Origin of the sequence: Comamonas kerstersii, from assembly GCF_002056725.1 — a bacterium.
Lineage (GTDB): Bacteria > Pseudomonadota > Gammaproteobacteria > Burkholderiales > Burkholderiaceae_C > Comamonas > Comamonas kerstersii.
Genome location: NZ_CP020121.1, coordinates 1,249,070 through 1,275,363, shown reverse-complemented (window position 1 = coordinate 1,275,363; position 26,294 = coordinate 1,249,070). Strand labels below are relative to the sequence as shown.

Sequence of the window (26,294 nt, the reverse complement as noted above, 5' to 3'; positions counted from 1 at the left end):
TTGACCCGCACCGGCCTGTGCCAGCGCCCCACTTTTGATAGCAAACACCTACAATGGGCTGCAAGAATCTAACTGTGTACAACCTCTGCGACAGGCTGCCTGCGCGGCCTTGCGTCCTGGGAGACGATATGCCTGAGAACACCTCACCCACCCTGCAAGACAAACGTGCTTTGCTGCGCCAGTCGGCGCTCGAATACCACCAGTTTCCCAAGCCCGGCAAGGTCGCCATCGCTGCCACCAAGCCCATGGCCAACCAGCACGACCTGGCGCTGGCCTACTCGCCCGGCGTAGCTGCGCCCTGCGAGGAAATCGTCAAGGACCCTGCCGCCGCCTTCAAGTACACCAGCCGCGGCAATCTGGTGGCCGTGATCTCCAACGGCACCGCCGTGCTGGGCCTGGGCGATATTGGCGCACTGGCCTCCAAGCCCGTGATGGAAGGCAAGGGCGTACTGTTCAAGAAGTTCGCCGGCGTCGATGTGTTTGACATCGAAATCAACGAAAAAGACCCACAAAAGCTGGTCGATGTGATCGCAGCGCTGGAGCCTACCTTCGGCGCCATCAACCTCGAAGACATCAAGGCTCCTGAGTGCTTCTTCGTGGAACGCGAGCTGCGCAAGCGCATGAATATCCCCGTCTTCCACGATGACCAGCACGGCACGGCCATCACCGTGGCAGCCGCCATGGTCAATGCACTGAAGGTGGCAGGCAAGAAGATCGAAGAGATCAAGCTGGTGGCATCGGGCGCGGGCGCCGCAGCCCTGGCCTGTCTGAACCTGCTGCTGGAAATTGGTCTGAAGCGCGAGAACGTGTTCGTAACCGACATCGCCGGCGTGGTCTACGAAGGCCGTACCGAGCTGATGGACGAGGACAAGGCCAAGTTCGCGCAGAAGACCGAGCTGCGCACGCTGGGCGAAGTCATCGCAGGCGCCGACGCCTTCCTGGGCCTGTCGGCGGGCAATGTGCTCAAAAAAGACATGGTCGCCAAGATGGCCGACAAGCCCATCATCTTCGCGCTGGCCAATCCCTCCCCCGAAATCCTGCCAGAAGACGTCAAGGCCGTGCGTGATGACGCCATCATCGCCACCGGCCGCACGGACTACCCCAACCAGGTCAACAACGTTCTGTGCTTCCCCTACATCTTCCGTGGCGCACTGGACTGCGGCGCCACCACCATCACCACCGAGATGGAGGTGGCTGCTGTCAACGCCATTGCCGCACTGGCCGAGGCCGAGCAGTCCGAAGAAGTGGCGGCAGCCTATGTGGGCCAGAGCCTGAGCTTTGGCCCTGAGTACCTGATTCCCAAGCCCTTCGACCCACGCCTGATGCTCATCGTGGCACCGGCCGTGGCACAGGCCGCCGCAGACTGCGGCGTGGCCCAACGCCCCATTCAGGACATGGATGCCTACCGCGAGCACCTCAAGACCTTTGTGTACTCGTCCGGCACCATCATGAAGCCCATCTTCGCGGCCGCCAAAAAAGCTGCCAAGAAGCGCGTGGCCTACTCCGAAGGTGAGGAAGAACGCGTGCTGCGCGCTGCGCAGATCGTGGTGGATGAGCGCATTGCCCGCCCCACGCTGATCGGTCGCCCCGCCATCATCGCCCAGCGCATCCAGAAGTTTGGCCTGCGCCTGGAGCAGGGTCGCGACTATGACGTGGTCAACGTGGAAGACGACCCCCGCTACCGCGACTTCTGGCAGACCTACCACCGCATGACCGAGCGCAAGGGCATCACCGCCCCCATCGCCAAGATCGAAATGCGCCGCCGCCTGACCCTGATCGGCTCCATGCTGCTGCACAAGGGCGAGGTCGACGGTCTGATCTGCGGTACCTGGCACAACACCCATCTGCACCTGAACTACATCGATCAGGTGATCGGCAAGAAACCCGACGCGACCACCTACGCCTGCATGAATGGCCTGCTGCTGCCTGACCGCCAGGTCTTCCTGGTCGACACCCACGTGAACTACGACCCCAGCGCCGAGCAGCTGGCCGAGATCACCGTCATGGCGGCCGAAGAAATGATGCGCTTTGGCATCAAGCCCAAGGTGGCCCTGCTGAGCCACTCCAACTTTGGCTCCAGCAACCAGCCCAGCGCCGTCAAGATGCGCCAGACCCTGGAGCTGCTGCGCGTGCAGGCCCCCTGGCTGGAAGTCGATGGCGAAATGCATGGCGACGTGGCACTGGACGCCGAAGCCCGTGGCAAGCTCATGCCCCACAGCACACTGACGGGTGAAGCCAATCTGTTGGTGCTGCCCAACATTGATGCGGCCAACATCTCCTACAACCTGCTCAAACAGGCGGCGGGCGGTGGCATTGCCGTGGGCCCCGTGCTGCTGGGCGCCAGCGCTCCCGTGCATGTGCTGACCCCCAGCACCACGGTGCGCCGCATCGTGAACATGACAGCACTGACCGTGGCAGACGCCAACGCAGCGCGCTGATCACGACGCAGGCACTCGCCAAAAAAAGGGCTGGTCCTCTGATGGGGGACAGCCCTTTTTTCTTGCAATTTACAGGGGGCTGCGTCACACTTGCGGGTCAAATTTCTGGGGATGTCCCGAGGTTTGGAAAGGTGTTGTGTGATGCGGAATGCGGTCTGGTTTCGAGCCCTTGGCGCCATCTTGGTCGGCACCGCTATGGCGATGCCCGCTGGCCCGTTGCAGGCACGGACACAGCAACAGGCCCAGTACATCGAAACGGTATCACTGGCTGAGCTACCCTCTCAGGCACGCACCACCTACCGACGCATACATCAGGGGGGACCTTTCCCCTACGAAAAAGATGGCAGTGTGTTTGGGAACCGTGAGCGTCTGTTGCCCGCGCAAAAGCGTGGCTACTACCGCGAATACACCGTCAAGACACCATGGGCCAGAGACCGCGGTGCCAGACGTATCGTGTGTGGCGGTGAACCGCCCACACAGCCCGAAGCCTGTTACTACACCAGCGATCACTACAACAGTTTTCGGAAGATTACGCCATGAGCGCTCCTGATCTGGATGGGCTGCACCACCACCATGCTCCTGCCGGGAACTTGTGGCCTGGCGGGCTGTCCATGTATCCCACACCCCCTGCTTTCAGTGGGCAACTACGAGCTATAGAAAGAATCCCAGAGATGGTGAAACCGTCTTGTCCTGCCCCCAAAAACCTGTTGCTTGGGGTGCGCAGCAACATCGTGCAGTCCATTCGTGCCTTCCACATTCCGGACTTGCAGCAGGCGGCACAGGCCATGGGGCACCACTTCCTCTACGCCAATCTGGCCCATGCCCAGACCAAGCAGGATGCGCTGGACCTGATTGCCCTGCAGTTTCACTTTCCTGCCCACTTTGGCAAGAACTTTGATGCCCTGTACGACTGCCTGACCGATCCGCTCCACAGGGCAGGCCCACAGCCTGGCTTTGTGGTGGTGCTCGACCAGCTGCCCATCGCCCACAAGTTCGACAAGGAAATGCGTGAGCAGTTTCTGGACTGCTTCCGCGACGCGGCCGACTACTGGGCCGAGCGCAAGATTGCCTTCCGCTGCTTCTATTCCTTCCTCTGAGCCTTGATTGCTCCAAAAAACAAAGCGCCCACCGTAGTGGGCGCTTTGTTTTGCGAATGAAAAGCGTCTGAATGCTTTACAGATTCAGCGCTGGCAGCTCTTATTTTTAAGAAAGCTGGGCCGCCAGTGCCTCGTATTCCGCCACAGGCACTTCTTCGGCACGACGCTGCAGGTCGAACTCGCCAGCAAAGCCTTTGGCTTCCAGCCACTTGCCCAGCGTATTGCGCAAAATCTTGCGGCGCTGGCTGAAGGCCACCTGCACCATCTCTTCGAGCAGCTTGGGGTCCAGCGCCGCGGGATGCTCACGCGGCACCATGCGCACCACCGCGCTATTGACCTTGGGGGGGGGATCAAAGCTCTCAGGCGGCACAAACAGTACGTTTTCCATGGCATAGCGCCACTGCAGCATGACGGACAGACGCCCGTAGTCGGAGGTCCCCGCATCGGCCACCATGCGGTCAATCACCTCTTTTTGCAGCATGAAGTGCTGGTCTTCAATCACGTCCACATGCTCGAGCAGGTGAAACAGGATGGGCGAAGAGATGTTGTAGGGCAGGTTGCCCGCCACGCGCAGTTTGGGCACACCCAGTTCCTGCGCCAGGGCGGTGAAGTCCACCTTGAGCACGTCAGACTCAATCACCTTGAGCTGGGGCTTGGTGCGCAGGCGCGCGGCCAGGTCGCGGTCCAGCTCAATCACGGTGATCTGGCCGGTGCGCTCCACCAGAGGCTGGGTCAGCGCCATCAGGCCGGGGCCGATTTCCACCAGAGGCTGGCCGGGGCGGGGATCGATGGCCTTGACGATGCCGTCGATGATGCCGTGGTCGATCAGAAAGTTCTGACCGAAACGTTTACGAGGAATATGTTTCACGCGGAAAAATTATTGGGGTGGCTCGCGATATTCCACATAGGCCTGTCCGCGCAGTTCCTGCAGCCAGTTGGCATGCGCCTTCTCGAGCTTTTCTTCACGAACTACGTTGCGCAGCATTTCGCGCTGCTCACGGGGTGTCAATGTGGCTTGGCGACGATCCACCAGTTGAATCAGGTGTACGCCAAAGCGAGAAACCACAGGCTGGCTGACCTGGCCAGGCTCCAGCGCGTTCAGCGCCTGTTCAAACTCTGGCACGAACTGGCCTGGGCCTGCCCAGCCCAGATCACCACCCATGGCCGCGCTGCCGTCTTCCGAATACTGGCGCGCCAGATCGGCAAAGCTGGCTCCGCCTTCCACACGCTGGCGCAGCTCGGACAGCACCTGTGCGGCTTCTCGTTCACTCAATTGTGGCGAAGTTCGCAGCAGGATGTGTCGTGCAAGGTTTTGCGTCACCACCGCATCTACACCGCCTGCGCTCTTGTCCACCACCTTGAGAATGTGAAAACCTGCAGGTGAACGCACAGGGCCCACAATGCCGCCCACGGGGGTGCTGGCTACGGATTCGATAAACAGGCTGGGGTAGCGATTGGCAGGGCGCATGCCCAGAATGGCTGCGCCACCGTCGGAGTAACGCTGCGCCACCGCAGCGAAATCGGCTTCGGTACGAGCCGCCTGCAGAGCTTCCTGTGCACGCGCCTGCAGTCGGGCGACTTCCGCCTCGCTGGCGTTTTCAGGCACGGCAATCAGAATGTGTCCCAGATTCAACTGGGAACGCATCACATCGTCCTGGCCGCCTTTCTGGCGCTGCTGCGCCATGAACTGGTCAATATCGTGTTCCGACACTTGCACGCGGCCATCGACCTCGCGGTTTTGCAAACGCTGCAGCAGCATCTGGTTGCGGATTTCCTCACGGAATGAGGCCTGCGACTGACCACGTCGCGCCACTTCCTGGGCCAGCGCCTGCTGGGTCAGACCGCTTTGGCGCGCAATGTTTTCGATGGCCTGATCGACGGCGTAGTCATCGACCTTGATGCCGGTTTCCTTGGCCGTCTGCACCTGGATTTTTTCCACAATCAGGCGCTCCAGCACTTCCTGCGCCAGTTCATCCTCAGGGGGCAGCTGCTGGATACCCTGGCTTTGCAGGTTTTCCTTGACACGCTGAATCCGGGCGCGGACCTCGTTGTTGGTCACAGGCTCCGAATTGACAATGGCCACGATGTAGTCGGCCGAGCGCAGCTGCGCTGCGGACTTGCCCAGCTGTGTGGTCTGTGCCGAATCCGACAGCGCACGCGCCACTTCAGGACTCGGGTTTTGGGCATACGCCGACCCGGCGCTCATAACGGCAGCACAGACAAGCCCCAGGGCGAAGTGACGTGGCATGGAAATCAGGTGGTGCATGGAAGACGATGCGTCCTATTAGTCGTAATTGCTGAAACGGCTAGGCACCGTGCCATCGCTGCTGCGCAGTGGGCGGTAGCCTGGAACAAACTCTTTCAGACTGCGCATGGGGTCTGCCCCCAGGCTCAGGCGAGAAAATCCGACGAACTCGATCTGAAACAGCAGTCGCGTGTTGGAATCCGTGCGGCTATTTTGCACGCGCTCCACCACCACCCGGCCAATCCAGCAGCAGCTGTCGTACTCAAAACCCACAATGGCGTCGACCAGCTTCTTGTCATACATGCTGTAGTTCAGGCGGCCTACGCTGTACCAGCGGCCACCGCCCGTGGCCTGGCCGAACTGGTCCTTGCGCCCCTGGTTCAGCGGCCACTGCCAGCCCAGATCAATTTGTTCACTGCCTTCATTGACCATAGGCATACTGTTTTCGCGCTGGTAACGATATGCCGCACTGAGGACTTTATAAGGCCCCGGGCTATAGCGACCACTGACGGAAGAGCGTGTCGTGTTATGGGTGTCCTGGTTGTACTGCACCATGGCATCCGTACTCCAGCGCTTGGACCAGTTCACGCCACCGCCAATCAGAATGTCTGACCAGCCCTTGGTACCAGGTTTGTCATAACCCAGGCTGACGCGCTGATTTTCCAGGCGGTAACGCTGCGCAAAACCCAGGCGGGCCACTTCAGCACCATCGTCAGGGTCCAGATAGCGCGTGGTCAGCCCCACTGTGACCATATTGTTGTCAGCGATGCGGTCGTAGCCCGTATAGCTGTTGGAGCTGTAGATAGAGCCAAAGTTGAAGTCCGTGAGCGCTGTGTCATACAGCGGCACCATGCTCTGGTCGCGGTAGGGTGTATAGGTATAGAAGGCGCGAGGCTCCAGTGTCTGCACATAGGAACGGCCAAACGCAGAGGTATCACGCTCAAACACCAGGCCGCTGTCCAGACTGAGCGTAGGGATAGCGAACGACCTGCTACGCGCATAGCCACTGTTCACTGCGTCCAGCTGCGTCTGGCTGGCCGACAGTTGGTAATGGTTTGCCTGCAGCTTCACCGAGGGCGTTACAAAGCCGCCCGGCAGCAGGAAGGGGCGACTGGCCGCGAAATGGGCAAAGCTGCGCTGGCCATTGGCAAGGTTCTTCGCACCGTACCAAGTGTCTGCCTCAAAACGCGTCGTATCTGCGCGCAGGGCCACATCCCAGCCCTGGGTAGCCCACTGGGTGGTGTCATAACTCCACTGCAGCTGCGGCATGCGGTTAAACGGTGGCGCAATCAGTGCTTCCGGATCCTGCAGCACCTGCCACTGCTGGGCATACAGAGACACCCGGTGATTGCCACCCGCCCAGGACAGACGTCCGTCACTGCTGAGCAGACGCTGGTCGCTATAGCGGGAATCACTGCTGTCGCCTGGCAGACGGCTGAAGTCACGCCAGTAGTCGTTGTCGCTGACGCGCAGCAGATTCCACTTCAAGCCCAGTGCACCAAACGGGCTGTTCAGCGCTGTATCGTGGCGCCAGTGATAACCCCAACGATCCCGGTCACGCAGCTTGTCATTGGGCATGTACTGCAGATCGAGGCTGCCGTCGTAATTTGGCTCCAGATAGCGGAACTCGGTATTCAGGCTCACCCCGCGCTTGCTCATGATGGCGGGGGTGATGGTGGCATCGCGATTGGGCGCAATATTCCAGTAATACGGCTGGCTGTATTCAAAGCCGCTGACGCTGTCCACACCAATGGTGGGCGGCAGCAGGCCCGATTTGCGCTTGTCAGACAGCGGAAAGCTGATGGCCGGAATCGGCAGAATCGGCACGCCCTTGAATTCCAGTATGCCGCCATAGGCCACGCCTACATCTTCGTTGCGGTCCAGGGTGATGCGCTTGGCGCGGATCATCCAGTCAGGCTCCCAGCTGGCGCTGTCGTCGCGCAGACAGGTGGTGTAGGTGGCCTGATGGACCACGCTGTTTTCACGATCCAGAAACTCGATGCGCTCGGCATCACCATGGCCCTGCGTGGCCAGAAACTGGTAGGTGGCTTCGTTGAAGTCCCCCTGAAAGGCATCGACCTGCAGCTTCAGCGATGTGCCCTGATAGATATTGCCGCCGCTGTTGATGTGTACATTGCCCTGTGCCTGCACGGTGTCGTCCGGCAGGCTGTATTCCACACGGTCCGCACGGATGATGGTGTCGCCCCGGCGCAGTTCGGCGCCCCCTTCCAGCACCACATTGATGTCGGCCTGCCCGGAAATCTGCTCCGCACGGATGTGTGACGGCAGCTGATCGCGCAACTCTGCGGGCAACTGCTCGGCCAGCTGGCTGCTGGACTTCAATTGCGGAGCAGGCAGCGCCGTGTCCCAGGAGCTGAGCGCCGGTGTCTGAGCCTGTGCATGCGCGGCGGCAGCCCACACCATGGCAACAGAAGCAGCCAGTGGGCGCAGGCGAAACAGGGTCGATGGCGAAGGCAAAGAAAAAGCGTGTGGGCTCACAGGCGCATTCAGTCAAAGCGGAGATGGAGGGCAAGCACGGAGGGAATCCAGGCCGTTTGTAGAATCGGATTATCCATGAGCGATCCTATCCTCCCCACATCTACCGTTGTTTGGGCCGACCCTGGCCGTCAAACATTGTTTGCACAATGGCTGTCCGGCCTGACACCACAGCATGCGCTGTGTCCCGACAGTCTACGCCCGGCATCCGCCGATGCAAGCTTTCGCCGCTATCTGCGCATTGATACCCGCTCTGGCGACAGCCTCATCATCATGGATGCGCCGCCTGACAAGGAAAACTGCCAGCCTTTTGTGCATGTGCAGCAGCTGATGGCAGAGGCCGCCCTGCCTGTGCCTGAGATCCTGGCCTGGGATGCAGCCAATGGCTTCATGCTGCTGACCGACATGGGCAGCCGCACGCTGATTGAAATCCTCCACCCCGAGCAGCCACGCAACGCTGAGCCCTGGTATCGCGAGGCGATTGAGCTGCTGCTGCGCTGGCAGCTGGCCTCCAAGCCCGGTGTGCTGCCAGCCTATGACGAAGCCATGCTGCGCCGCGAGCTGCAGCTGTTCCCGGACTGGTATGTGGCCCAACACCGCCAGTTCACGCTGGACGACAAGCAGCAGGCCATGCTGTCCAACACCTTCGACACCATCGTGGCCGAGAACCTGCGCGCGCCCAGCGTCTATGTGCACCGCGACTTCATGCCGCGCAATCTGATGCTGCCTGCCAGGGATGGCGCTGGCCTGTCGATTCTGGACTTCCAGGACGCCGTCTATGGCCCCGTCACCTACGACATTGCCAGCCTGATGCGCGATGCCTTCCTGAGCTGGGAGGAAGACTTTGTCATCGACATCACCGTGCGCTACTGGGAAAAGGCGCGCAAGGCCGGTCTGGTGGGTGCCACCAGCGCCAGCGGCTGGGGTGATGACTTTGGCGAGTTCTACCGCGCCGTGGAATGGATGGGCCTGCAGCGCCACCTGAAAGTGGCAGGCATTTTTGCGCGCCTGACGCTGCGTGACGGCAAGCCCAAGTACCTGGCCGACACGCCGCGCTTTATCCACTACCTGCGCTCGACCTGCAGCCGCTACCGCGAACTCAAGCCGCTGCTGCACCTGATCGACCAGATCGAAAACATCCAGCCCCAGGTGGGCTACGCCTACGGGCGCATCTAAAACCATAGCTGCTACGGCTTGATAAATCTTGATTTCAAAGAAAAATCATTTGAAAAGCAAGATTTTTCAAGCGCTGGCAGCTTCTTTTTTTATATCAACATGCCACGTTTTTACTGCCCTCTCCCACTGACGGCCGGCGCTGAACTGGAGCTGCCCGCGGGTGCTGCACGCCATGTGCAGGTGCTGCGCCTGCAGCCCGGGGACACCATCACCTTGTTCGATGGCGCGCAGGACGGCCCGGGCGGTGAGTGGCAGGCCACCATCACCCGCATGGGCCGCAGCGACGTAGCCGTGCGCATTGACCAGCACGTGGCGGCAGACCGCGAAAACACCCGCCCCGTGCACCTGCTGGCCGGCATCACCGCCAATGAGCGCATGGACTGGCTGGTCGAAAAAGCCACGGAACTGGGTGTGACCAGCATCACCCCCTTGCTGGCTGAGCGCAGCGTGCTCAAGCTCAAGGGTGAACGTGGCGACAAGAAACGCGCGCACTGGCAGGCCGTGGCCGTGGCCGCCTGCGAGCAGTGCGGCCGCAACCGTGCGCCCGTCATCCATGAAGCAGTGACGCTGGCGCAGTGGCTGCAACAGGCGCCCGCCCAAGGGCTGCGCGCCGTGCTGTCGCTGGCAGATGGCACTCAGCCGCTGCAGCAGGTGCTCGGCGCCGATGCTGCCCAGCCCGTATTTTTTCTGTCCGGCCCCGAAGGCGGCCTGACCGAGCGGGAAGAGCTGCTGGCCCGCAACAGCGGCTTTATGCCCGTCACCCTGGGCCCCCGCGTCCTGCGCGCAGAAACGGCGCCGCTGGCTGCGCTGGTGCTGTCCACTTTGTAGGACAAGGTCTGCATTTTTACTGCTTAGCCTGCTGGCAGGCTGCAGGCAACCATTGTTCAAATTTCTCTCGGTAGTAACCCGGTGAGGATGGGATATCCTTTTTTCCAAAATACTTTGTAACCATTTATTGCAATTCACAGAACCGAACCCGAGGGTGGCAGCCTGCATCCACGTTCTGCAACCGGTGTACACGTTCATTGAGAATGGATTCCCCCTTGTCTGGGCTTTGCAAACGCCTGAGCGACTGGCTGTTTTCTACCCATCCCACCTTGCGCGTGCGCTCCAGCATGGCCATGCTGGCTGTGCTGCTCATGGCAAGCAGCGCTGGCGTCATGCTGTGGCTGGGTCATGCTGGCTATGGCAGCCTGTCACACATCCGCTGGTGGTGTGCAGCTGCGGTGGGCGGGCTGGCCATCATGGCGGCGCTGGTGCGCAGCGACATCACCGCCAACTGGCGCGACCCTGCACTGACTTTTCCCCAGGTGCTGTGGGCCGTCACCTGCAGCGCCGTGGCCTACGTGCTGCTGCAGGAGCAGGCGCGTGGCGTTGTGCCCGGGCTGCTGGCCATTTCCCTGTTTTTCGCCGCACTGAACCTCAAGGCGCGACACATCGTCAGCGTGACCTTCTACGCCTTGTGTGCCTTCACGCTGGCCACCCTGATCACCATCCATGAGCAAGGCAAGGGCTGGGGCCGCCCGCTGGACTGGGCCTATGCCGCCGTGCTGGCCATCATGCTCCTGGGCTGCATGCTGCTGAGCCTGCACCTGTACCAGCTGCGTGGGCGGCTGCGCAAGCAGCGCCAAGCCCTGGCACTGGCGCTGGAAGAAAACCGCGAGCTGGCCTCGCGCGATGCGCTCACCGGGCTGCTCAACCGCCGCTACATGCTCGAAGTCCTGCGCCTGGAGCAGGACCGCCGCCTGCGTGCAGGCCACCGCATGCTGCTGGCGCAGATGGACCTGGATAACTTCAAGGCCATCAACGACAACCACGGCCACAGCGTGGGCGATCTGGCACTCAAGACCTTTGCGGACCTGGTGCGCAGCTGCATCCGCAATTCGGATGCTTTATCGCGCTGGGGCGGGGAAGAGTTCGTGCTGCTGCTCAGCGACACCAGCATCGACAACGCGCTGCGCACACTCAACCGCATCCGTATGGCGGTGGAGCAGACAGAAGTGCATGCCGACTGCGTGACACTGCGCATGACGGTCTCTGTCGGGCTGGCCGAGCATCTGCCCGGTGAGAGCATTGAAATGACGCTGGAGCGCGCAGACCGCGCCCTGTACCGTGCCAAGCATGCGGGCCGCAATTGCGTCGTGCTGGGCGACCACCCACTGCCAGCAGGGCCTGCCTCCATGGGCATGTAACTCTCAAAAAAAGAGCGGCTAGCGCTTTTCCTTGCTGGATTTCAAATAGAAATCACCTCAAAACAAAGAAAGCACCTGCGCAAGGTGCTTTCTTTTTGGGAGCATTCGAGGCTTATGCCGCAGGCATGGCCGCAATCACCTGTGCCACCGCTGCCGTCAGCTTCTTGGCATAGGGCACATGCAGGAACTCGTTGGGGCCGTGGGCATTGCTCTTGGGGCCAAGCACGCCGCAGACCATCATCTGCGCCTTGGGGAAGCCCTGGCTGAGCAGATTCATCAGCGGAATCGTGCCGCCCTGGCCGATGTAGCCGCAGTCCGCACCAAAGTGCGCACGGCTGGCCTGGTTCAGCGCATCTTCAAACCAGTTCGTCATGCTGGGCGCATTCCAGCCATTGGCGCTGCCGTCACCTTCCCATGTCACCTTGGCCTGGTAGGGGGCGTTGTCTTCCAGCAGCTGCTTCATTTCCTGCACGCAGGCGGCTGCATCCACCAGCGGAGGCAGGCGCAAGCTGAGCTTGAAGGCCGTGTAGGGGCGCAGCACATTGCCCGCATTCTGCAGATTGGGCATGCCTTCCACGCCGGTCACAGACAGCGTGGGCTCCCAGGTGCGCTTGATCAGTGCCTGCACGGGGTCGGTCGTGGTGGGCAGCGCCACCAGTGTGGAGCCACCGCAGTCATGGTGCGCCCAGGGAAAGCGGCTGTAGGCCGCATCGCCCAGAATGCCTGCCGTGGTCTGGATCTGTGCCAGACGGTCCTCCGGCACTTCGCAGTGAAAGCTCTGTGGTAGCAGCCGGCCGGTCTTGCTGTCTTCCAGACGGTCCAGCACCTGGCGCAAGATGCGGAAGGACGAGGGCACCACGCCCGAAGCATCGCCCGAGTGCACGCCTTCGCTCAGAATTTCAACCTTCAAGGTGCCGCTGGCCATGCCACGCAAGCTGGTGGTGAGCCACAGCTGGTCGTAGTTGCCAGCGCCGCTGTCCAGGCAGATCACCAGCTCCACCGCACCCAGACGGGGGCGCAACAGGTCGATATAGGGCAGCAGGTCGGCCGAGCCGCTTTCTTCACAGGTTTCGATGATGCCGACGATGCGAGGGTGCATCACGTGCTGGCTCTTGAGCGCCTGAATCGCGGCCACGCTGGCATAGACCGCATAGCCGTCATCCGCGCCCCCGCGGCCGTAGAGCTTGCCGTCTTCGTACTTGGGCGTCCAGGGGCCCAGGTCACTGCGCCAGCCTTCAAATTCAGGCTGCTTGTCCAGGTGGCCGTACATCAGCACCGTGGGGCTGTCTGCATTGTTGGAATTGGGCTGTGTGCCCGCCACTTCAAAAAACAGAATGGGCGTGCGGCCTTCCTGGCGAATGATTTCGAGCTTGAGCCCTTCCACCTTCTGTGCCTCGACCCAGCTGGCCGCATTGCGCAGCACGGTGTCGATGAGCCCCTGCTGCTCCCAGTCGGGTGCAAACATGGGAGACTTGGCGGGAATGGCGATGTAGTCCTTGAGCTGGCCAACGATGTCGTCGTCCCACTTCTGGCTGACTTGCTCCAGCGCCTGAGCGGTATTCAAAGCGTTGGAAGGAATGCGTGCGTTCATGGCGAACCTCCAAAGGCATGGCGGCGCATAGGCCGCAGATAAGGCACATTGTGCGCCATCAAAAAAGCCCACGGCAGCCTAAGCTGCAGTGGGCATGGGTAGAGCAGGGACGCACTCAGTAAGGCAGTGCAGCCTGCGTGCTGCTGCCCTCAGCTTCCGGCAGCTTGAACACGCTGACCGAGTCTTCCAGGCGCACGGCCTGGTCGCGCATGCTTTGCGAAGCAGCGGCGGACTCCTCCACCAGCGAAGCGTTTTGCTGCGTCATCTGGTCCAGCTGCGTGACGTCCTGGTTGACCTGGCTGATGCGCTCGGCCTGTTCGCTGGCCGCCGCCGAAATCTCGCCAATGATGTCGCCCATGCGCTGCACGGAGCTGACGATCTCCTGCATGGTGTGCCCGGCGTTCTGCACCAGCTGGGCGCCAGACTCCACTTTGCCCACCGAGGTACTGATCAGCGCCTTGATTTCCTTGGCCGCTTCTGCGCTGCGCTGCGCCAGCGAGCGCACTTCTCCGGCCACCACGGCAAAGCCGCGGCCCTGCTCGCCCGCCCGCGCAGCTTCCACGGCGGCGTTCAGTGCGAGGATGTTGGTCTGGAAGGCAATGCCGTCAATCACACCAATGATGTCGCCAATCTTGCGGCTGCTGGTGTTGATGTCATCCATGGTGGCGACCACATCGCCCACCACCTGACCGCCGCGCGATGCCACTTCCACCGCCGAAGCCGAGAGCTGGTGCGCCTGCTGCGCGGCATCGGCAGACTGGCGCACCACGTGCGTGATCTCTTCAATGCTCTGCGCAGAACGAGCCAGGCTGTTGGCCGTGTTTTCCGTGCGCTCTGCCAGGTCGCCATTGCCCTGGGCAATCTGGCTGCTGGCGCTGGCAATGCTGTGTGCGGCCACGCGGACCTGACGCAGCATGCCCACAAAGCGCTGGCGCATGCCTTCCACCTCGCGCACCAGATCACCCACTTCATCGCGGCGTGCGCTGCGAAATGGCTGGGTCAGATCACCCTGCGCCACCAGCGTGATGGCCTGTGTCAGCTCCTGCAGCGGCGCACTCACGCCACGGCGCAGCGTAAACAGCAGGCCTGCAGCCAGCAGCGCCAGCGCCAGCGCCATCGCGCCCCAGAGCATCCACAGTGCGCGGCGCTGCGAGGCCATGGCCTCGTCATCCGACACCTCGGTAATCACCCACCAGCCATTGTCGGCCTTGCGCAGCACCGACCATGGGTTTCCACCCTGCCCAGGCAGCAGCGCCGTCACGTCCCGGGCAAAGCCGTCTGCATTCTGCGCCAGTGCTTCCAGCGAAACGCGTGCCTGCGGAAAAGCGTCCAGCACTTTCTTGCCCGTGTGTGTGCTGTGCGCGACGAAGGTGGCCTGCTCCCAGCTGCTGCCCGGCGCAATCACCATGGCTCCGCCGTGCTCGAACAGGCGCGTCGCCACCACCTGCTGCTGCATGGCGTCCTGAAAGGCTGACAGGTCTGTACCCACAAACAGAATGCCCACCACCTGGCCCGAAGCATCACGCACAGGCTCATAGGCCGTCATATAGGGTTTGCCAAAGAGGTCTGCGCGGCCTACATAAGGCTTGCCCTGCAGCATCAGCTGGTAGGCAGGGTGCTGGCGGTCCAGCACGGTGTGCATCACGCGCTCACCCTTCAGATCCCGCAGCGAGGTGGTAATGCGCACAAAGTCATCACCCTTGCGGGCAAACACCGTGGCAACACCGCCCGTGTCTTCGCTGAATTTGTCGACCACGGCAAAGTCGTCATTGATGGCAATGCCATCCAGATACAGCATGCCCAGAGAGGTATCCAGGCTCATCGCGCCATCGAAATAACGGCCAAAAGCCTTGGAGGCGCGCTCCACCATGCGACGGTTGGCGTTTTCCACGGTATCGATGGAAGCGGCCAGCCCTTCGGTGGCGTGGATCACACTGGCCAGCAGCTGCTCGCGGGCTGCCTGGGTGCTGATATAGGACACAGCCAGGCTCAGCACCAGCAGTACCGCTGCCATCATGGCAATGCCAATGGCTGTCACACGACGGGCGACAGAACGACTTCGTGAAGGGTGGCCAGGCACGCTGCTGGTGGCCGTTGTTGGGGATATAGAACTCATGATGCTTGTAGGAATAGTGTCAGCGTGCCGCCCTCTGGCTGTTTGGTCTCATCAGGGCATGCTCGCAGCAGAGGTCAGCGCCAATGCCCTTGACAGGTGCTCGGCGCTTGTGAAGTCAAAAGTCAGCGATTGTCAGGTTTTCCTGCGTTTTTGTTCAACCAGTGCAAGACGATGTGCTGCGCATAGCGGCTGGCCACCGCGCTCACAAAGGCCGGGAAATCCACGTGCGCATTGCCATCCGCTCGGTCAGAAATCGTACGCACTGCAGCAAAAGGAATGTCATAGTCGGCGCAGGCCTGGGTAATCGCAGCGCCTTCCATTTCCACCGCCAGCACGGCATGTCCGGCAGCAGCCAGGTCCTGAGTGATGCCCTGTGCAACGGCTGCAGACACAATGAACTGGTCACCACTGGCAATCAGGCCGCTGTGCGCACCGGGAGCGTGCCCCTGCAGCAATGGGAGCTGCCATGCACCAGCCTGGCGCACACAGTCCTGCGCGGCCTGCAGCAGACCGTCATGCAATGCGGCATCGCAATCAAACAGTGCAGAGCCATAGCCTGGCACCTGCCAGCGCGGAAACAGTGGGCGCACATCCATGTCGTGCTGCACGAAGTGGCGCGCCACCACCACATCGCCCACCTGCACGCCTGCGCCCACACCACCGGCTACGCCTGTGAACACCAGCTGCTGCACACCAAAGCGCTCGATCAGCGCGGCAGTTGTGGTGGCTGCTGCCACCTTGCCGATGCCGCTCAGTGCCAGCACCACCTTCTGCCCGGCATACCGGCCGCACACAAACTGTCTGCCCGCATGCTGCACGGTGTCTACATCGCTCAAGGCATGGGCAAGCCCTTGCTGCTCTTCTGGCAGGGCACTGAGAATGGCAATCGTCATGTCTGGGAGGAAAAAATAAGGCAATGAAAAACGGCCCCCAAAGGGGCCGTTGATCGGCTGTTCAGCAACCAGTGACCAAGTGTAAGCGCACTGGCTCAGCGCAGTTCGCGGCGCAAAATTTTGCCCACAGGCGTTTTAGGTAGCTCCGTGCGGAACTCGATCACACGCGGCTGCTTGTAGCCCGTCATGTTCTCGCGGCAGTACTTGCGCAGCACTTCTTCGGTCAGGCTATCGTCCTTCTTGACCACCACCAGTTTTACGGCTTCGCCGCTCTTTTCGTCAGGCACGCCAACGACTGCGCACTCGAGCACACCGGGGCACATGGCCACCACGTCCTCCACCTCATTGGGGTAGACGTTAAAGCCGCTGACCAGAATCATGTCCTTCTTGCGGTCCACGATCTTGATGAAGCTGCGCTCATCGATGGTGCCAATATCGCCTGTCAGGAAGTAGCCATCGGCCGTGGTGGACTTGGCGGTTTCATCGGGACGCTGCCAGTAGCCCTCCATGACCTGCGGGCCCTTGACCGCAATTTCGCCCGTCTTGCCGGGCTCGGTGACGGTCTGCCCGTCATCCCCCACCAGCTTGACATAGGTGCTGGGCAGCGGCACACCGATGGAGCCCGTGAACTCCTTGGCCGTGACCGGGTTGCAGCTGACCACAGGGCTGGTCTCTGACAGGCCATAGCCTTCGACGATTGGGCAGCCAGTTTTCTCCAGCCACAGCTTGGCTACTGCGCCCTGCACGGCCATGCCGCCGCCCACTGACACCTTCAGGTGGCTCCAGTCCACCGCGCCAAAGTCCGGGTGATGTGCCAGCCCGTTGAACAAGGTGTTGACGGCCGGGAAGTTGTGGAACTTGTGCTTGGCCAGTTCCTTGAGCGTGCCCGCCAGATCGCGCGGGTTGGGGATGAGAATGTTTTTGCCGCCGGTGTGCATGGACAGCATCATGTTCACCGTAAAGGCGAAGATGTGGTACAGCGGCAGCGCGCACACGCTGGTGACCTGCTCACCGCTTTGGCGGATGGCTTGCAGCACGGGGTTGAACCATGCCTCACACTGCAAGGTGTTGGCGATGATGTTGCGATGCAGCAGCACTGCCCCCTTGCTCACGCCAGTGGTGCCACCGGTGTACTGCAGCACGGCAATGTCATTGGGGCCAACCGTAGCCTTTCGGAACGTCGCCTGGCTGCCACGCTGAATCGCTGCCTTGTAGCGCACGGCCTTGGGCAAATGAAAGGCTGGCACCAGCTTCTTGACCTTGCGCACCACATAGTTCACCAGGCAGCCCTTGAGCGTGCCCAGCATGTCGCCCATGGAGCACAGCACCACGTGTTCGACGGGGGTGTTCTGCAGGCACTGCTCCAGCGTGTGGGCAAAGTTCTCGATGATGACGATGGCCTTGGCACCTGCGTCCTTGAGCTGGTGCTCCAGCTCACGCGCGGTGTAGAGCGGATTGACATTCACCACCACAAAACCGGCACGCAGGATGGCTGCCACGGCAATCGGGTACTGGGGCACGTTGGGCATCATGATGGCCACACGCTCGCCGGGCTGCATGCCCAGCGACTGGAAGTACGCAGCAAACGCCTGGCTCTGACGGTCTACCTCACCAAAGCTGATGTCCTTGCCCATATAGGAATAGGCAGAACGGGTGGCATAGGCCTGAAAGGCCTGTTCCATCAGGTCGACCAAGGATGGATAGCTGCCGGGGTCAATGTCCTTAGGTACGCCAGCAGGATAGGCTGCCAGCCATGGGCGTTCGCTCATGTGTTGTCTCCGCTGATTGTCGTTGTAGTGTCAAAAAAATGACCGACATGGCCGCAGATTGGCTCTGTCCCCATGCCGTGGGTCTATGCCCTTTGTCAGCATTGTGGGGAGAGGGTCAGGAGCTTGCCTCTGTGCAAACCCTAGGTAAAGCAACACAAACTACGCTTTTTTGGCAAAAAAACGCACAATCGTTCTTTTTTAGCCTTTGGCGCACGGTGGACGCGATGGATTCACGCAACAAAAAACCCACAGGGCCTGGGCCGTGTGGGTTTGGCTGGAGCGCAGTGCCGTGTCAGTCACACAGCGCAGCGGCGCGGTTCAGCGTATCGCGCGTCTCCATGGCGGCCTGGCGGGCTGCGGCAGCAAAGTCTTCACCCTGCGAGGCATAGAGCACGGCACGCGAAGAATTGATGATGATGGGGCCACCGCCAATGCGCGCTGCCTTGACCGTGGCCACAGCATCACCGCCCTGCGCACCCACGCCGGGAATCAGCAGCGGCAAGGTGGGCGCTACAGCGCGTACACGCTCGATTTCATGGGGGCGGGTTGCGCCCACCACCAGGCCCAGCTGTCCATTGGTATTCCAGGGGCCTTGCGCCAGCTTGGCCACATGTTCAAACATCCTGGGCTGGCCGGGGATGTCTGCCAGGGTCTGCGCCTGCAGATCGTCACCACCGGGGTTGGAGGTGCGGCACAGCAGGAAGGCGCCCTTGCCTTCGTACTTCAGGTAAGGCGTGATGGAGTCAAAGCCCATGAACGGCGACAGGGTCACGGCATCGGCGCCATAGCGCTCAAATGCTTCCTTGGCGTACTGCTCGGCAGTAGAGCCAATGTCCCCACGCTTGGCGTCCAGAATCACGGGCACATGGGGCGCGACCTTGCGCATATGGGCCATGAGCTTTTCCAGCTGGTCTTCCGCACCATGGGCTGCAAAGTAGGCAATCTGAGGCTTGAAGCTGTTCACCAGATCGGCGGTGGCATCGACGATGGCCGCACAGAAGTCGTAGATCTTGGTGGCATCCCCGCGCAGGGCCGCAGGGAACTTGGTGGGTTCGGGGTCCAGCCCCACGCACAGCATGGAGTTGTTGCGCGTGGACGCGTCGCGCAGCATGTCTAGAAAAGTCATGAGCAGCGATTGTAGGTGGCGGGCACAATCAGCGCCTTATGCCTGTCTTTACTCGACGACAACTTGGACTGCTGGTGGCCCTGACCCTGATCTGGGGCGTGAACTGGCCCGTGATGAAACTGGGCGTGCAGCACTTCCCGCCGCTGAGCTTTCGTGCCGTCTCCATGTGGATGGCCCTGGCCGTGGTCTTTGCCGCCGTGCGCTACCAGGGGCTGCCACTGTCCGTTCCGCGCAGCTTCTGGCCTGCACTGGCCAGGCTGACGCTGTTCAACATGGTGCTCTGGCACTGCCTGATCATTGTGGCCATTCCCATGGTCTCCAGCGGCCGCGCCGCCATTCTGGGCTACACCATGCCGATTTTTTCGGCGGTGGTAGGCCGCGTGTTCTGGCATGACCGGCTGGCCGCCAGAGGCTGGGGCGGCGTGATTGCTGCGCTGCTCGGTGTCTCGCTGCTGCTGTGGCACGAATTCGGGGCCTTTGGCAGCCGGCCCGAAGGGGCAGTGCTGATGCTGGTGGCCGCACTGAGCTGGGCCATTGGCACACAGATGATGCGCCGCACGCCCTTGCCCGTGCCGCTGCTGAGCCTGGCCTTCTGGATGATGCTGATCACCGCCATCGTGCTGACCACCGGCGGCTGGCTGTTTGAGCGTGCGCAATGGCACATGCCCGACGCTGTCGCCTGGAACACCATCCTTTTCAACGGCCTGCTGGTCATTGGCTTTGCGCAGATCGTCTGGTTCGAGCTAGCCCGCAGCCTGCCCCCGATTGCCTCTACGCTGAGCGTGATGTTCATCCCCGTGCTGGGGGTGTTCTGCGGTGCATGGTGGCTGGGCGAGGTACTGCACTGGCAGGACTGGACCGCCGTAGGCCTGATGATGCTGGCCATTGCTTCCGTGCTCTGGCCGAGCAAACCCCGTTCACCGCACCACAAGGACTGTTCATGCTGAGTCATATGCTCACCGGTTTGATTGATGAGATTCACGGCGACACCATCACGCTGCGCGAGCTGCTGGAGCGCAGCGGCCGCCAGGGCATGCTGCTGATCTGCGCCCTGTCCACACTGCCGTTTCTCATTCCGGTGTCGATTCCCGGTGTGTCCACCGTCTTTGGCGCAGCCATTGTGCTGCTGGCCTCTGCCCTGTTTCTGAACCGGCTGCCCTGGCTGCCGCAGCGTATTCTGAACAAGCCGCTGGACGCCCACAAACTCGTGCCCGTGCTGCGCAAGGGCGCAGGCCTGGTCAGCAAGATCGACCGCTGGGTCAAGGAGCGCTGGCTGCACCTGACCTCTGCCACCATGCTGCGCCTCAACAGCGCGGCCGTGGTGTTTGGTGGCCTGCTGCTCATGGCACCGCTGGGGCCGATTCCGTTTTCCAATACCGCCCCGGCCGTAGGCATTCTGCTGCTGACCATTGGCCTGCTGCAGCGCGACGGTCTGTGCGTGCTGCTGGGCTATCTGGGTCTGGTACTGAGCGTGCTGTACTTCAGCGTAATCGGCTATCTGCTCTGGACTGGGGGCAACTACATCCTCAGCTGAGACGCTGCCCCAGAAAAAACAAAGCCCAGCAATGCTGGGCTTTGTTTTTGATAGCTGCCAGCGCTTGTCAATCAAGCGCCAGAGGCTGATTTTTATTGTGCGCGCTCGCCCACAAAAATTTCTACGCGGCGGTTACGCGCACGGCCTTCTGCAGTGCCATTGGTGGCGATAGGCTGGTAGGAGCCACGGCCTTCGGTGTAGATGCGGCTGCCGCTGACGCCACGCATCATCAGGTAGTCACGCGTGCTGTTGGCACGGTTGAGCGACAGGGGGTTGTTGACGGCATCCGAGCCCGTGCTGTCGGTATGGCCGACGATGCGCACCTCAGCATTGGGGCTGCTGCGCAGGCCTTCGGCAAAGCGGTCCAGAATGGGCGCAAAGTTGCTCTTGATGTCGTAGCGACCTGTATCAAACGAGATGTCGCTGGGGATTTCCAGCTTGAGCTGGTTGTCTGCAGTCTGCACCACGTTCACGCCTGTGCCCTGGGTGGCCGCTTCCATTTCACGCTTGCGCTTTTCCTGGTTCTGCGACCAGATATAGGTACCAATACCGCCTACGGCAGCACCGGCTACGGCACCCACACCAGCCTTGCCGCCGGTCATGGCACCCAGTGCTGCACCGGCCAGCGCGCCGGCACCGGCACCGATGGCAGTTTGTCTGGTGCTGTCGGACATGCCACCGCCCGTGGTGGCGCAGCCAGAAATCAGCAGCGTGGCCGCCGCAGCGGCAGAAATCCAGAGTTGTTTACGCATAGTGCTTCCTTTGCGTGAGTGAGTGTGGACAAATCCACGAAAAATAGACAGCTCCGATTGTTCCAGTCTTTGCTGTGCTCCGTATCGGAAAGTGGGCATGTTGCTTGTCAGCCAATCAAGCCATCAGAGTCCATAGGGTCTGTTGCAACTGGTGTGCGTTTTTTTCGCATGTTCCACAGACCCGAACCACGGGCCGGAGTTCCAGCCTCCATGTCTGACGTGTCAACAATCGTTCCCCGGATACAGAAAGCCGCCAAGGCTTCGCGCACAATCAGCGGCTATGACTGCATCTCTCCTGCTCCGTGCTTCGATGGCGCTGCTTGTCGCAACCCTCGTGGCTTGCTCTTCTGGTCCCAAGGCACCACCGGCATCCAACGATGGCCCCGAAACCGGGTTCCCCGTCGGGGAGGTCCATGACACCGCACCGCTGGGGCCTGCAAGCTATCGCCCCAAGAGCCGCTGGCTGCCCGTGCGCTGGGCTGAGCTGCCGGGCCTGGAGAAGGACAGCCTGCACGAGGCCTGGAATGCCTGGCTGCGCAGCTGTGAGCGCCCCCATGCTGCCTTTGCGGCCCTGTGTGACGATGTGCGCCGTCTGAGCATTGCCAGCCAGGAAGAGCAGCTGCACTGGCTGCAGTCCCACCTGCAGCCCTACCGCATCGAGTCGCTCGATGGCAAGTCACAGGGCATGCTCACGTCCTACTACGAGCCAGAGATGACCGGCTCGCGCGTGCGCACCGAAGAATTCAATATTCCGCTCTACGCACCACCTGCCACCCTGGGCCAGCGCAAGCCCTGGTACACACGCCAGCAGATTGACACCCTGCCCGAAGCCCAGGCCGCACTGGCAGGCCGTGCCATTGCCTGGCTCAATGACCCCATCGAAGCGCTGGTGCTGCACATTCAGGGCTCAGGCCGCATGCGTGTGACCGAGCCGGATGGCAGTGTGCGCCTGATCCGTTTGGCCTATGCAGGCACCAACGACCAGCCCTACAAAAGCGTGGGCCGCTGGCTGCTGGATCGCCAGCTGATCACCGATGCCAGCTGGCCTGGCATCAGCGCCTGGATCGCCGTGAACCCCGACCGCACGCAGGAGATGCTGTGGAGCAATCCGCGCTATGTGTTCTTCCGCGAAGAGCCGCTGGACGGGCTGGACGCCCAGTTCGGCCCCAAGGGCGCGCAGGGCGTGCCGCTGACGCCCGGCCGATCGATTGCCGTGGACCGCGGCAGCATCCCCTATGGCACGCCCGTGTGGATGTACTCCAAGGGGCCTGAAGTCGAATACCAGCGTCTGGTACTGGCGCAGGACACGGGCAGTGCCATTGTGGGTGCCGTGCGTGCCGACTATTTCATGGGCTGGGGCAAGCAAGCAGGCGATCTGGCAGGCCGCATCAAGCAGCCGCTGCGCCTGTGGGCACTGTGGCCCAAAGGCATGGCAGTGCCCAAATAAAGATAGCTGCCAGCGCTTGATTTCAGACACTTTCAGATAGAAAACTATCTGAATTGCTGATAAATCAAGCGCAAGCAGCTATTTATTTTTTACCAGCCAAGCCCAATGTGCAGGGGCAGATAGACCGCCATGCCCACCACAATCGTGCCCAGAATGCCGCGCTTCCAGAAGAAGTACAGGGTGGCGCACAGGGCCGCAGGCAGGCGGGCATCGGCCAGAGTGCCGATCAGCGCACCCTGGCTCATCAGCAGCTCCGGCGCAATCACCGCCGCCAGCGCGGCCAGCGGCGCATATTTGAGGCCGCGCTTGAACCACTCGGGCATGGGCACTTCACGCTCGGGAATCATGAAAAAGGCGCGCGTGACCACCGTCACCACGGCCAGACCAATGGTGGCAATCCATGGCCAGATGCCAGAGAAATCACCGCTCATGGCTGCTCCTTGCGCGGCGCGTCTTCCGGCAGGGGCAGCACCGGGAATTTCTCGCCCTTGGCCGGATCTGGCGGGCGAATCGCAGGCTGGGGCAGATGGCGCGCGGCACGGCGCTCAGCGGTTTCCATCAGCAGGCCAGCAGTGACCGCTGCAGCAATCGCCACCAGAATATTGAGCTTGAGCGGCAAGGCAAACGTGGCCACGGCAGCGCCACAGGCCACCACACAGGCCAGCCAGGCGGCCTTGTCCTTGAGCATGGAATACAGCACCCCCATCAGTGCCAGCACACCCGCAAAGCCCAGGCCCCAGCTCAGCGGAATCACATTCGCCAGCAGGATGCCGGCGATGGAAAACACCTGCCAGAACACCCAGTTGGCCACTGCAGCGCCCCAGAAAAAGGGCAGCTGCTCCGGCTTTTTCTCCGGCGTGGGGTAGCGGTGCGTGAAGGTGACAAAAATCACGTCGCCGCTGAAGTAGCCCAGCGTCAGCCGGTGCAGCAGGCGCAGATGGCCAAAGTAGTGCCGCCACATGCTGCTCAGAATCACAAAGCGCAGGTTCACGCAGGTGGCCGTAAACCAGACCACCCACAGCGGCGCGCCCACCATGAGCAGCGGCAGCACGGCCAGCTGTGCACTGCCGGCATAGACGATGAGAGACATGAAGATGGCCAGCGGCACGGACATGCCCGCCTTGACCATGGCAACACCCGTCACCAGCCCCCAGGCACCAATGCCCAGCATGGTGGCCAGCATGGAGCGAAAACCGGCCACAAAGGCCGGGTCACGCGCAATGCCGGCGGCACGCTGCTGCAAAGCGTGGGCGTTCATGGCTCAGGCGTTCTCGGCCGTGCTCAGCACACTGCCCACAGGCAGGGCAAAGCCACGCAGAAAGTCTGCGGCAGGCAGGCGCTTGCCCCCTGCGCGCTGCAGCAGTGTCAGGCGCAGCGCGCCTTCGCCACAGGCCACCAGCACACCATCTGCATCGGCTGCCAGCACCGTGCCGGGCTGGGCCGTACCTGCATAGGCCTCAGGTGTTGCAGTCCAGAGCTTGATAACTTCTTCTCCCAGCTGCGTCGCACCACCCGGAAAGGGGTTGAAGGCACGCAGACGGCGGTCCAGCTCCACGGCGGAAAGCTGCCAGTCCATCCAGCTCTCGGCCTTTTCAATCTTGTGAGCGTAGGTCACACCCGCTTCAGGCTGGGGCGTGCGCGGCAGGCCACCGCAGGCGCTCATCTCCAGCGCTTCCACAATCAGGCGACCGCCCAGGTCTGCCAGCTTGTCGTGCAGCGAGGCCGTGGTGTCGGTATCAGCAATCGGCAGGCGCTCCATCAGGCACATATCGCCGGTATCCAGACCGATGTCCATCTGCATGATGGTGACGCCAGTTTCCGCATCTCCGGCTTCAATCGCACGGTGGATGGGCGCAGCACCGCGCCAGCGCGGCAGGATGGAGGCGTGGATGTTCAGACAGCCCTTGGCAGGCAGGTCCAGCACCCACTGAGGCAGGATCAGGCCATAGGCGGCCACCACCATGACATCGGCCTTGGCATCGAGCAGGGCCTGGCGTGCCGCTGCGGCGTCTTCAGGATATTTGCCATCCAGGCGCAGGCTGCGGGGCTGCTCCACGCGAATGCCATGCTCCAGCGCGCACTGCTTGACGGGTGATGCCTGCAGCTTCATACCGCGCCCGGCGGGGCGGTCAGGCTGGGTCAGCACCAGCGGAACTTCAAAGCCTGCCTGCAGCAACTGCTGCAGGGCCACACGCGCAAATTCAGGCGTGCCAGCAAAAATAACTCTCATGCGATCTATCCGGAGATAAAAAAGCTGCCCTCGCGGCAGCCTATGCCGTCAGTGACGGTCCTCAGGGTCGTTGCGTGGTTCGTCCAGAAACATCACGCGCTGCACAATGCCCTGCGGATCGATAAAGACATGCGCCTGACGGTCGATGCTATTTTCGCGAATCCGGTAGGTCCAGATGTCGCCTTTGAAGTTGGCGACATGCTCGACCAGCGCGGGCTTGCCAAAGTAGTGGTACACGTCCTCACGGCGGTCCTGGCCGATGCGCAGGCGCTGGAAGTACGCTTCCTGCAGCACCTGCTCCACGCGCAGCAGCTGCTGTTGTGCGTCAAACACCATGTGGTAGACCTGCTGGCCTGCGGGCTGGTAGCTGTAGATCCAGCGTTCACCGCCTTCTGGCAGGCCCACACGCACCTGGGGCTGGCCCATGTCCCTGGCAATCTGCGGGGCAGGGGTGCCGGGCTTTTGCCATTCAGGCACAGCACAGGCCATCAAGGTGGCTGCGCAGGCAAGCACGGCGGCCCAGCGCCACATCTTGCAGTGAACCGGGCCTGTCATCATCAGCGTGCTGCCTGTTTCTGCATCTTGACCAGCTTGGTCTTGATGCGATTGCGCTTCAGGGGCGAGAGGTATTCCACGAACACCTTGCCCATGAGGTGGTCCATCTCGTGCTGGATGCAGATGGCCAGCAGGCCTTCGGCCTCAATCTCACGCGAGTTGCCGTTTTCGTCCAGGGCACGCACCTTCACGGAAGTGGAGCGCTCTACGCCATCGTAGATACCGGGCACGGACAGGCAGCCTTCTTCGCCGACCTGCTTTTCTTCGCTGGCCCAGAGGATTTCAGGGTTGATCAGCACCAGCTTCTGGTCACGGTCTTGCGATACATCAATGACGATCAGACGCTCATGAAAGTCCACTTGCGTTGCCGCCAGACCAATGCCATTGGCCTCGTACATGGTCTCAAACATGTCTTCGATCTGCTTGCGGATGCGCTCATCCACCTTTTCTACAGGTTTGGCCACCTTGTGCAGACGAGGATCGGGATAGCAAAGAATGGGAAGTAATGCCATGGCAAGTTCAGTGTAGTTGTAGCTATTTTCGCTACTTTTGGGCATTGCTGCTGCCCTGTTTGAGCATACGCATTGCCCAATCAAGGGCTTGGATTGAGAATCTTGCGTCATTGAAGTTCACAAAG

At 61.6% G+C, this 26,294-nt stretch carries 23 protein-coding genes; 9 read left to right on the top strand and 14 right to left on the bottom strand.

Going from position 1 to position 26,294, the window contains the following annotated elements; translation table 11 throughout:
- The first annotated feature begins 128 nt into the window (after positions 1-128).
- From B5M06_RS05975 to B5M06_RS05965, 3 genes are all read left to right on the top strand, one after another.
- Complete coding sequence (locus B5M06_RS05975) at positions 129-2,438, top strand: NADP-dependent malic enzyme (RefSeq protein WP_054065815.1); 2,310 nt, start codon at positions 129-131, stop codon at positions 2,436-2,438.
- A gap of 201 nt (positions 2,439-2,639) precedes the next feature.
- Positions 2,640-2,978 (top strand): guanyl-specific ribonuclease, encoded by a 339-nt coding sequence (locus tag B5M06_RS05970; protein ID WP_240184035.1) that lies wholly within the window; start codon positions 2,640-2,642, stop codon positions 2,976-2,978.
- 131 nt (positions 2,979-3,109) lie between these two features.
- Positions 3,110-3,535 carry a barstar family protein gene (locus B5M06_RS05965; RefSeq protein WP_054065817.1) on the top strand — a complete coding sequence of 142 codons (426 nt, stop codon included), beginning with the start codon at positions 3,110-3,112 and terminating at the stop codon, positions 3,533-3,535.
- A 106-nt stretch (positions 3,536-3,641) separates the two neighbouring features.
- Here the strand turns inward: B5M06_RS05965 and rsmA are convergent, their stop codons facing one another.
- Genes rsmA through B5M06_RS05950 form a run of 3 tightly spaced genes read right to left on the bottom strand, consistent with a single transcriptional unit; the run spans position 3,642 to position 8,279 of the window.
- Positions 3,642-4,403: a 16S rRNA (adenine(1518)-N(6)/adenine(1519)-N(6))-dimethyltransferase RsmA gene (rsmA, locus tag B5M06_RS05960; RefSeq protein WP_054065818.1), complete on the bottom strand. Its 762-nt coding sequence runs from the start codon at positions 4,401-4,403 to the stop codon at positions 3,642-3,644.
- 9 nt (positions 4,404-4,412) lie between these two features.
- The gene (locus tag B5M06_RS05955; RefSeq protein ID WP_240184008.1) at positions 4,413-5,783 is read right to left on the bottom strand and encodes a peptidylprolyl isomerase; all 1,371 of its coding nucleotides are present in this window, start codon (positions 5,781-5,783) and stop codon (positions 4,413-4,415) included.
- A gap of 36 nt (positions 5,784-5,819) precedes the next feature.
- Entirely contained in the window at positions 5,820-8,279 is a 2,460-nt protein-coding gene (locus tag B5M06_RS05950) for an LPS-assembly protein LptD (RefSeq protein ID WP_054065820.1), read from the bottom strand.
- A gap of 75 nt (positions 8,280-8,354) precedes the next feature.
- Here B5M06_RS05950 and B5M06_RS05945 point away from each other — a divergent pair, with 75 nt between their 5' ends.
- The 3 genes from B5M06_RS05945 (at position 8,355) to B5M06_RS05935 (ending at position 11,644) form a co-directional block, all read left to right on the top strand.
- Complete coding sequence (locus B5M06_RS05945) at positions 8,355-9,452, top strand: aminoglycoside phosphotransferase family protein (RefSeq protein ID WP_054065821.1); 1,098 nt, start codon at positions 8,355-8,357, stop codon at positions 9,450-9,452.
- 99 nt (positions 9,453-9,551) lie between these two features.
- On the top strand, positions 9,552-10,280 hold the full coding sequence (locus tag B5M06_RS05940; RefSeq protein WP_054065836.1) for a 16S rRNA (uracil(1498)-N(3))-methyltransferase: 729 nt from the start codon (positions 9,552-9,554) through the stop codon (positions 10,278-10,280).
- A gap of 203 nt (positions 10,281-10,483) precedes the next feature.
- Entirely contained in the window at positions 10,484-11,644 is a 1,161-nt protein-coding gene (locus B5M06_RS05935; protein ID WP_240184007.1) for a GGDEF domain-containing protein, read from the top strand.
- A 112-nt stretch (positions 11,645-11,756) separates the two neighbouring features.
- On the opposite strand, the gene B5M06_RS05930 is transcribed toward B5M06_RS05935, so the two are convergent.
- The 5 genes from B5M06_RS05930 to pyrF form a co-directional block, all read right to left on the bottom strand.
- Positions 11,757-13,235 (bottom strand): M20 family metallopeptidase, encoded by a 1,479-nt coding sequence (locus B5M06_RS05930; RefSeq protein WP_054065822.1) that lies wholly within the window; start codon positions 13,233-13,235, stop codon positions 11,757-11,759.
- A gap of 115 nt (positions 13,236-13,350) precedes the next feature.
- Positions 13,351-15,351: a methyl-accepting chemotaxis protein gene (locus B5M06_RS05925; RefSeq protein ID WP_054065823.1), complete on the bottom strand. Its 2,001-nt coding sequence runs from the start codon at positions 15,349-15,351 to the stop codon at positions 13,351-13,353.
- 122 nt (positions 15,352-15,473) lie between these two features.
- On the bottom strand, positions 15,474-16,244 hold the full coding sequence (locus B5M06_RS05920) for a 5'-methylthioadenosine/adenosylhomocysteine nucleosidase (RefSeq protein WP_054065824.1): 771 nt from the start codon (positions 16,242-16,244) through the stop codon (positions 15,474-15,476).
- A gap of 95 nt (positions 16,245-16,339) precedes the next feature.
- The gene (locus B5M06_RS05915) at positions 16,340-18,013 is read right to left on the bottom strand and encodes a long-chain-fatty-acid--CoA ligase (RefSeq protein WP_054065825.1); all 1,674 of its coding nucleotides are present in this window, start codon (positions 18,011-18,013) and stop codon (positions 16,340-16,342) included.
- Positions 18,014-18,305: 292 nt separating this feature from the next.
- Complete coding sequence (pyrF, locus tag B5M06_RS05910; protein ID WP_054065826.1) at positions 18,306-19,139, bottom strand: orotidine-5'-phosphate decarboxylase; 834 nt, start codon at positions 19,137-19,139, stop codon at positions 18,306-18,308.
- A 38-nt stretch (positions 19,140-19,177) separates the two neighbouring features.
- Here pyrF and B5M06_RS05905 point away from each other — a divergent pair, with 38 nt between their 5' ends.
- Together B5M06_RS05905 and B5M06_RS05900 are read left to right on the top strand one after the other, a co-directional pair.
- On the top strand, positions 19,178-20,086 hold the full coding sequence (locus B5M06_RS05905) for a DMT family transporter (protein WP_054065827.1): 909 nt from the start codon (positions 19,178-19,180) through the stop codon (positions 20,084-20,086).
- Entirely contained in the window at positions 20,080-20,673 is a 594-nt protein-coding gene (locus B5M06_RS05900; protein WP_054065828.1) for an exopolysaccharide biosynthesis protein, read from the top strand. Before B5M06_RS05905 ends, B5M06_RS05900 begins: the two co-directional genes overlap by 7 nt.
- Before the next feature lie 92 nt (positions 20,674-20,765).
- Here the strand turns inward: B5M06_RS05900 and B5M06_RS05895 are convergent, their stop codons facing one another.
- Positions 20,766-21,425: a YiaD family glycine zipper/OmpA-like lipoprotein gene (locus tag B5M06_RS05895; RefSeq protein ID WP_054065829.1), complete on the bottom strand. Its 660-nt coding sequence runs from the start codon at positions 21,423-21,425 to the stop codon at positions 20,766-20,768.
- Positions 21,426-21,705: 280 nt separating this feature from the next.
- Here B5M06_RS05895 and mltA point away from each other — a divergent pair, with 280 nt between their 5' ends.
- Positions 21,706-22,872: a murein transglycosylase A gene (gene mltA / locus B5M06_RS05890; RefSeq protein WP_054065830.1), complete on the top strand. Its 1,167-nt coding sequence runs from the start codon at positions 21,706-21,708 to the stop codon at positions 22,870-22,872.
- An 89-nt stretch (positions 22,873-22,961) separates the two neighbouring features.
- On the opposite strand, the gene B5M06_RS05885 is transcribed toward mltA, so the two are convergent.
- Genes B5M06_RS05885 through def form a run of 5 tightly spaced genes read right to left on the bottom strand, consistent with a single transcriptional unit; the run spans position 22,962 to position 26,169 of the window.
- Positions 22,962-23,303, bottom strand: coding sequence for an AzlD domain-containing protein (locus tag B5M06_RS05885; protein WP_077345337.1), 342 nt, complete (start codon positions 23,301-23,303; stop codon positions 22,962-22,964).
- Complete coding sequence (locus B5M06_RS05880) at positions 23,300-24,130, bottom strand: AzlC family ABC transporter permease (RefSeq protein ID WP_080025183.1); 831 nt, start codon at positions 24,128-24,130, stop codon at positions 23,300-23,302. The genes B5M06_RS05885 and B5M06_RS05880 overlap by 4 nt, the downstream gene beginning before the upstream one ends.
- A gap of 3 nt (positions 24,131-24,133) precedes the next feature.
- Entirely contained in the window at positions 24,134-25,102 is a 969-nt protein-coding gene (fmt, locus tag B5M06_RS05875) for a methionyl-tRNA formyltransferase (protein ID WP_054064971.1), read from the bottom strand.
- A 48-nt stretch (positions 25,103-25,150) separates the two neighbouring features.
- Positions 25,151-25,660, bottom strand: a complete 510-nt coding sequence (locus B5M06_RS05870; RefSeq protein ID WP_054064970.1) for a hypothetical protein — start codon at positions 25,658-25,660, stop codon at positions 25,151-25,153.
- Positions 25,660-26,169, bottom strand: coding sequence for a peptide deformylase (def, locus tag B5M06_RS05865; RefSeq protein WP_054064974.1), 510 nt, complete (start codon positions 26,167-26,169; stop codon positions 25,660-25,662). The genes B5M06_RS05870 and def overlap by 1 nt, the downstream gene beginning before the upstream one ends.
- Positions 26,170-26,294: the final 125 nt, after the last annotated feature.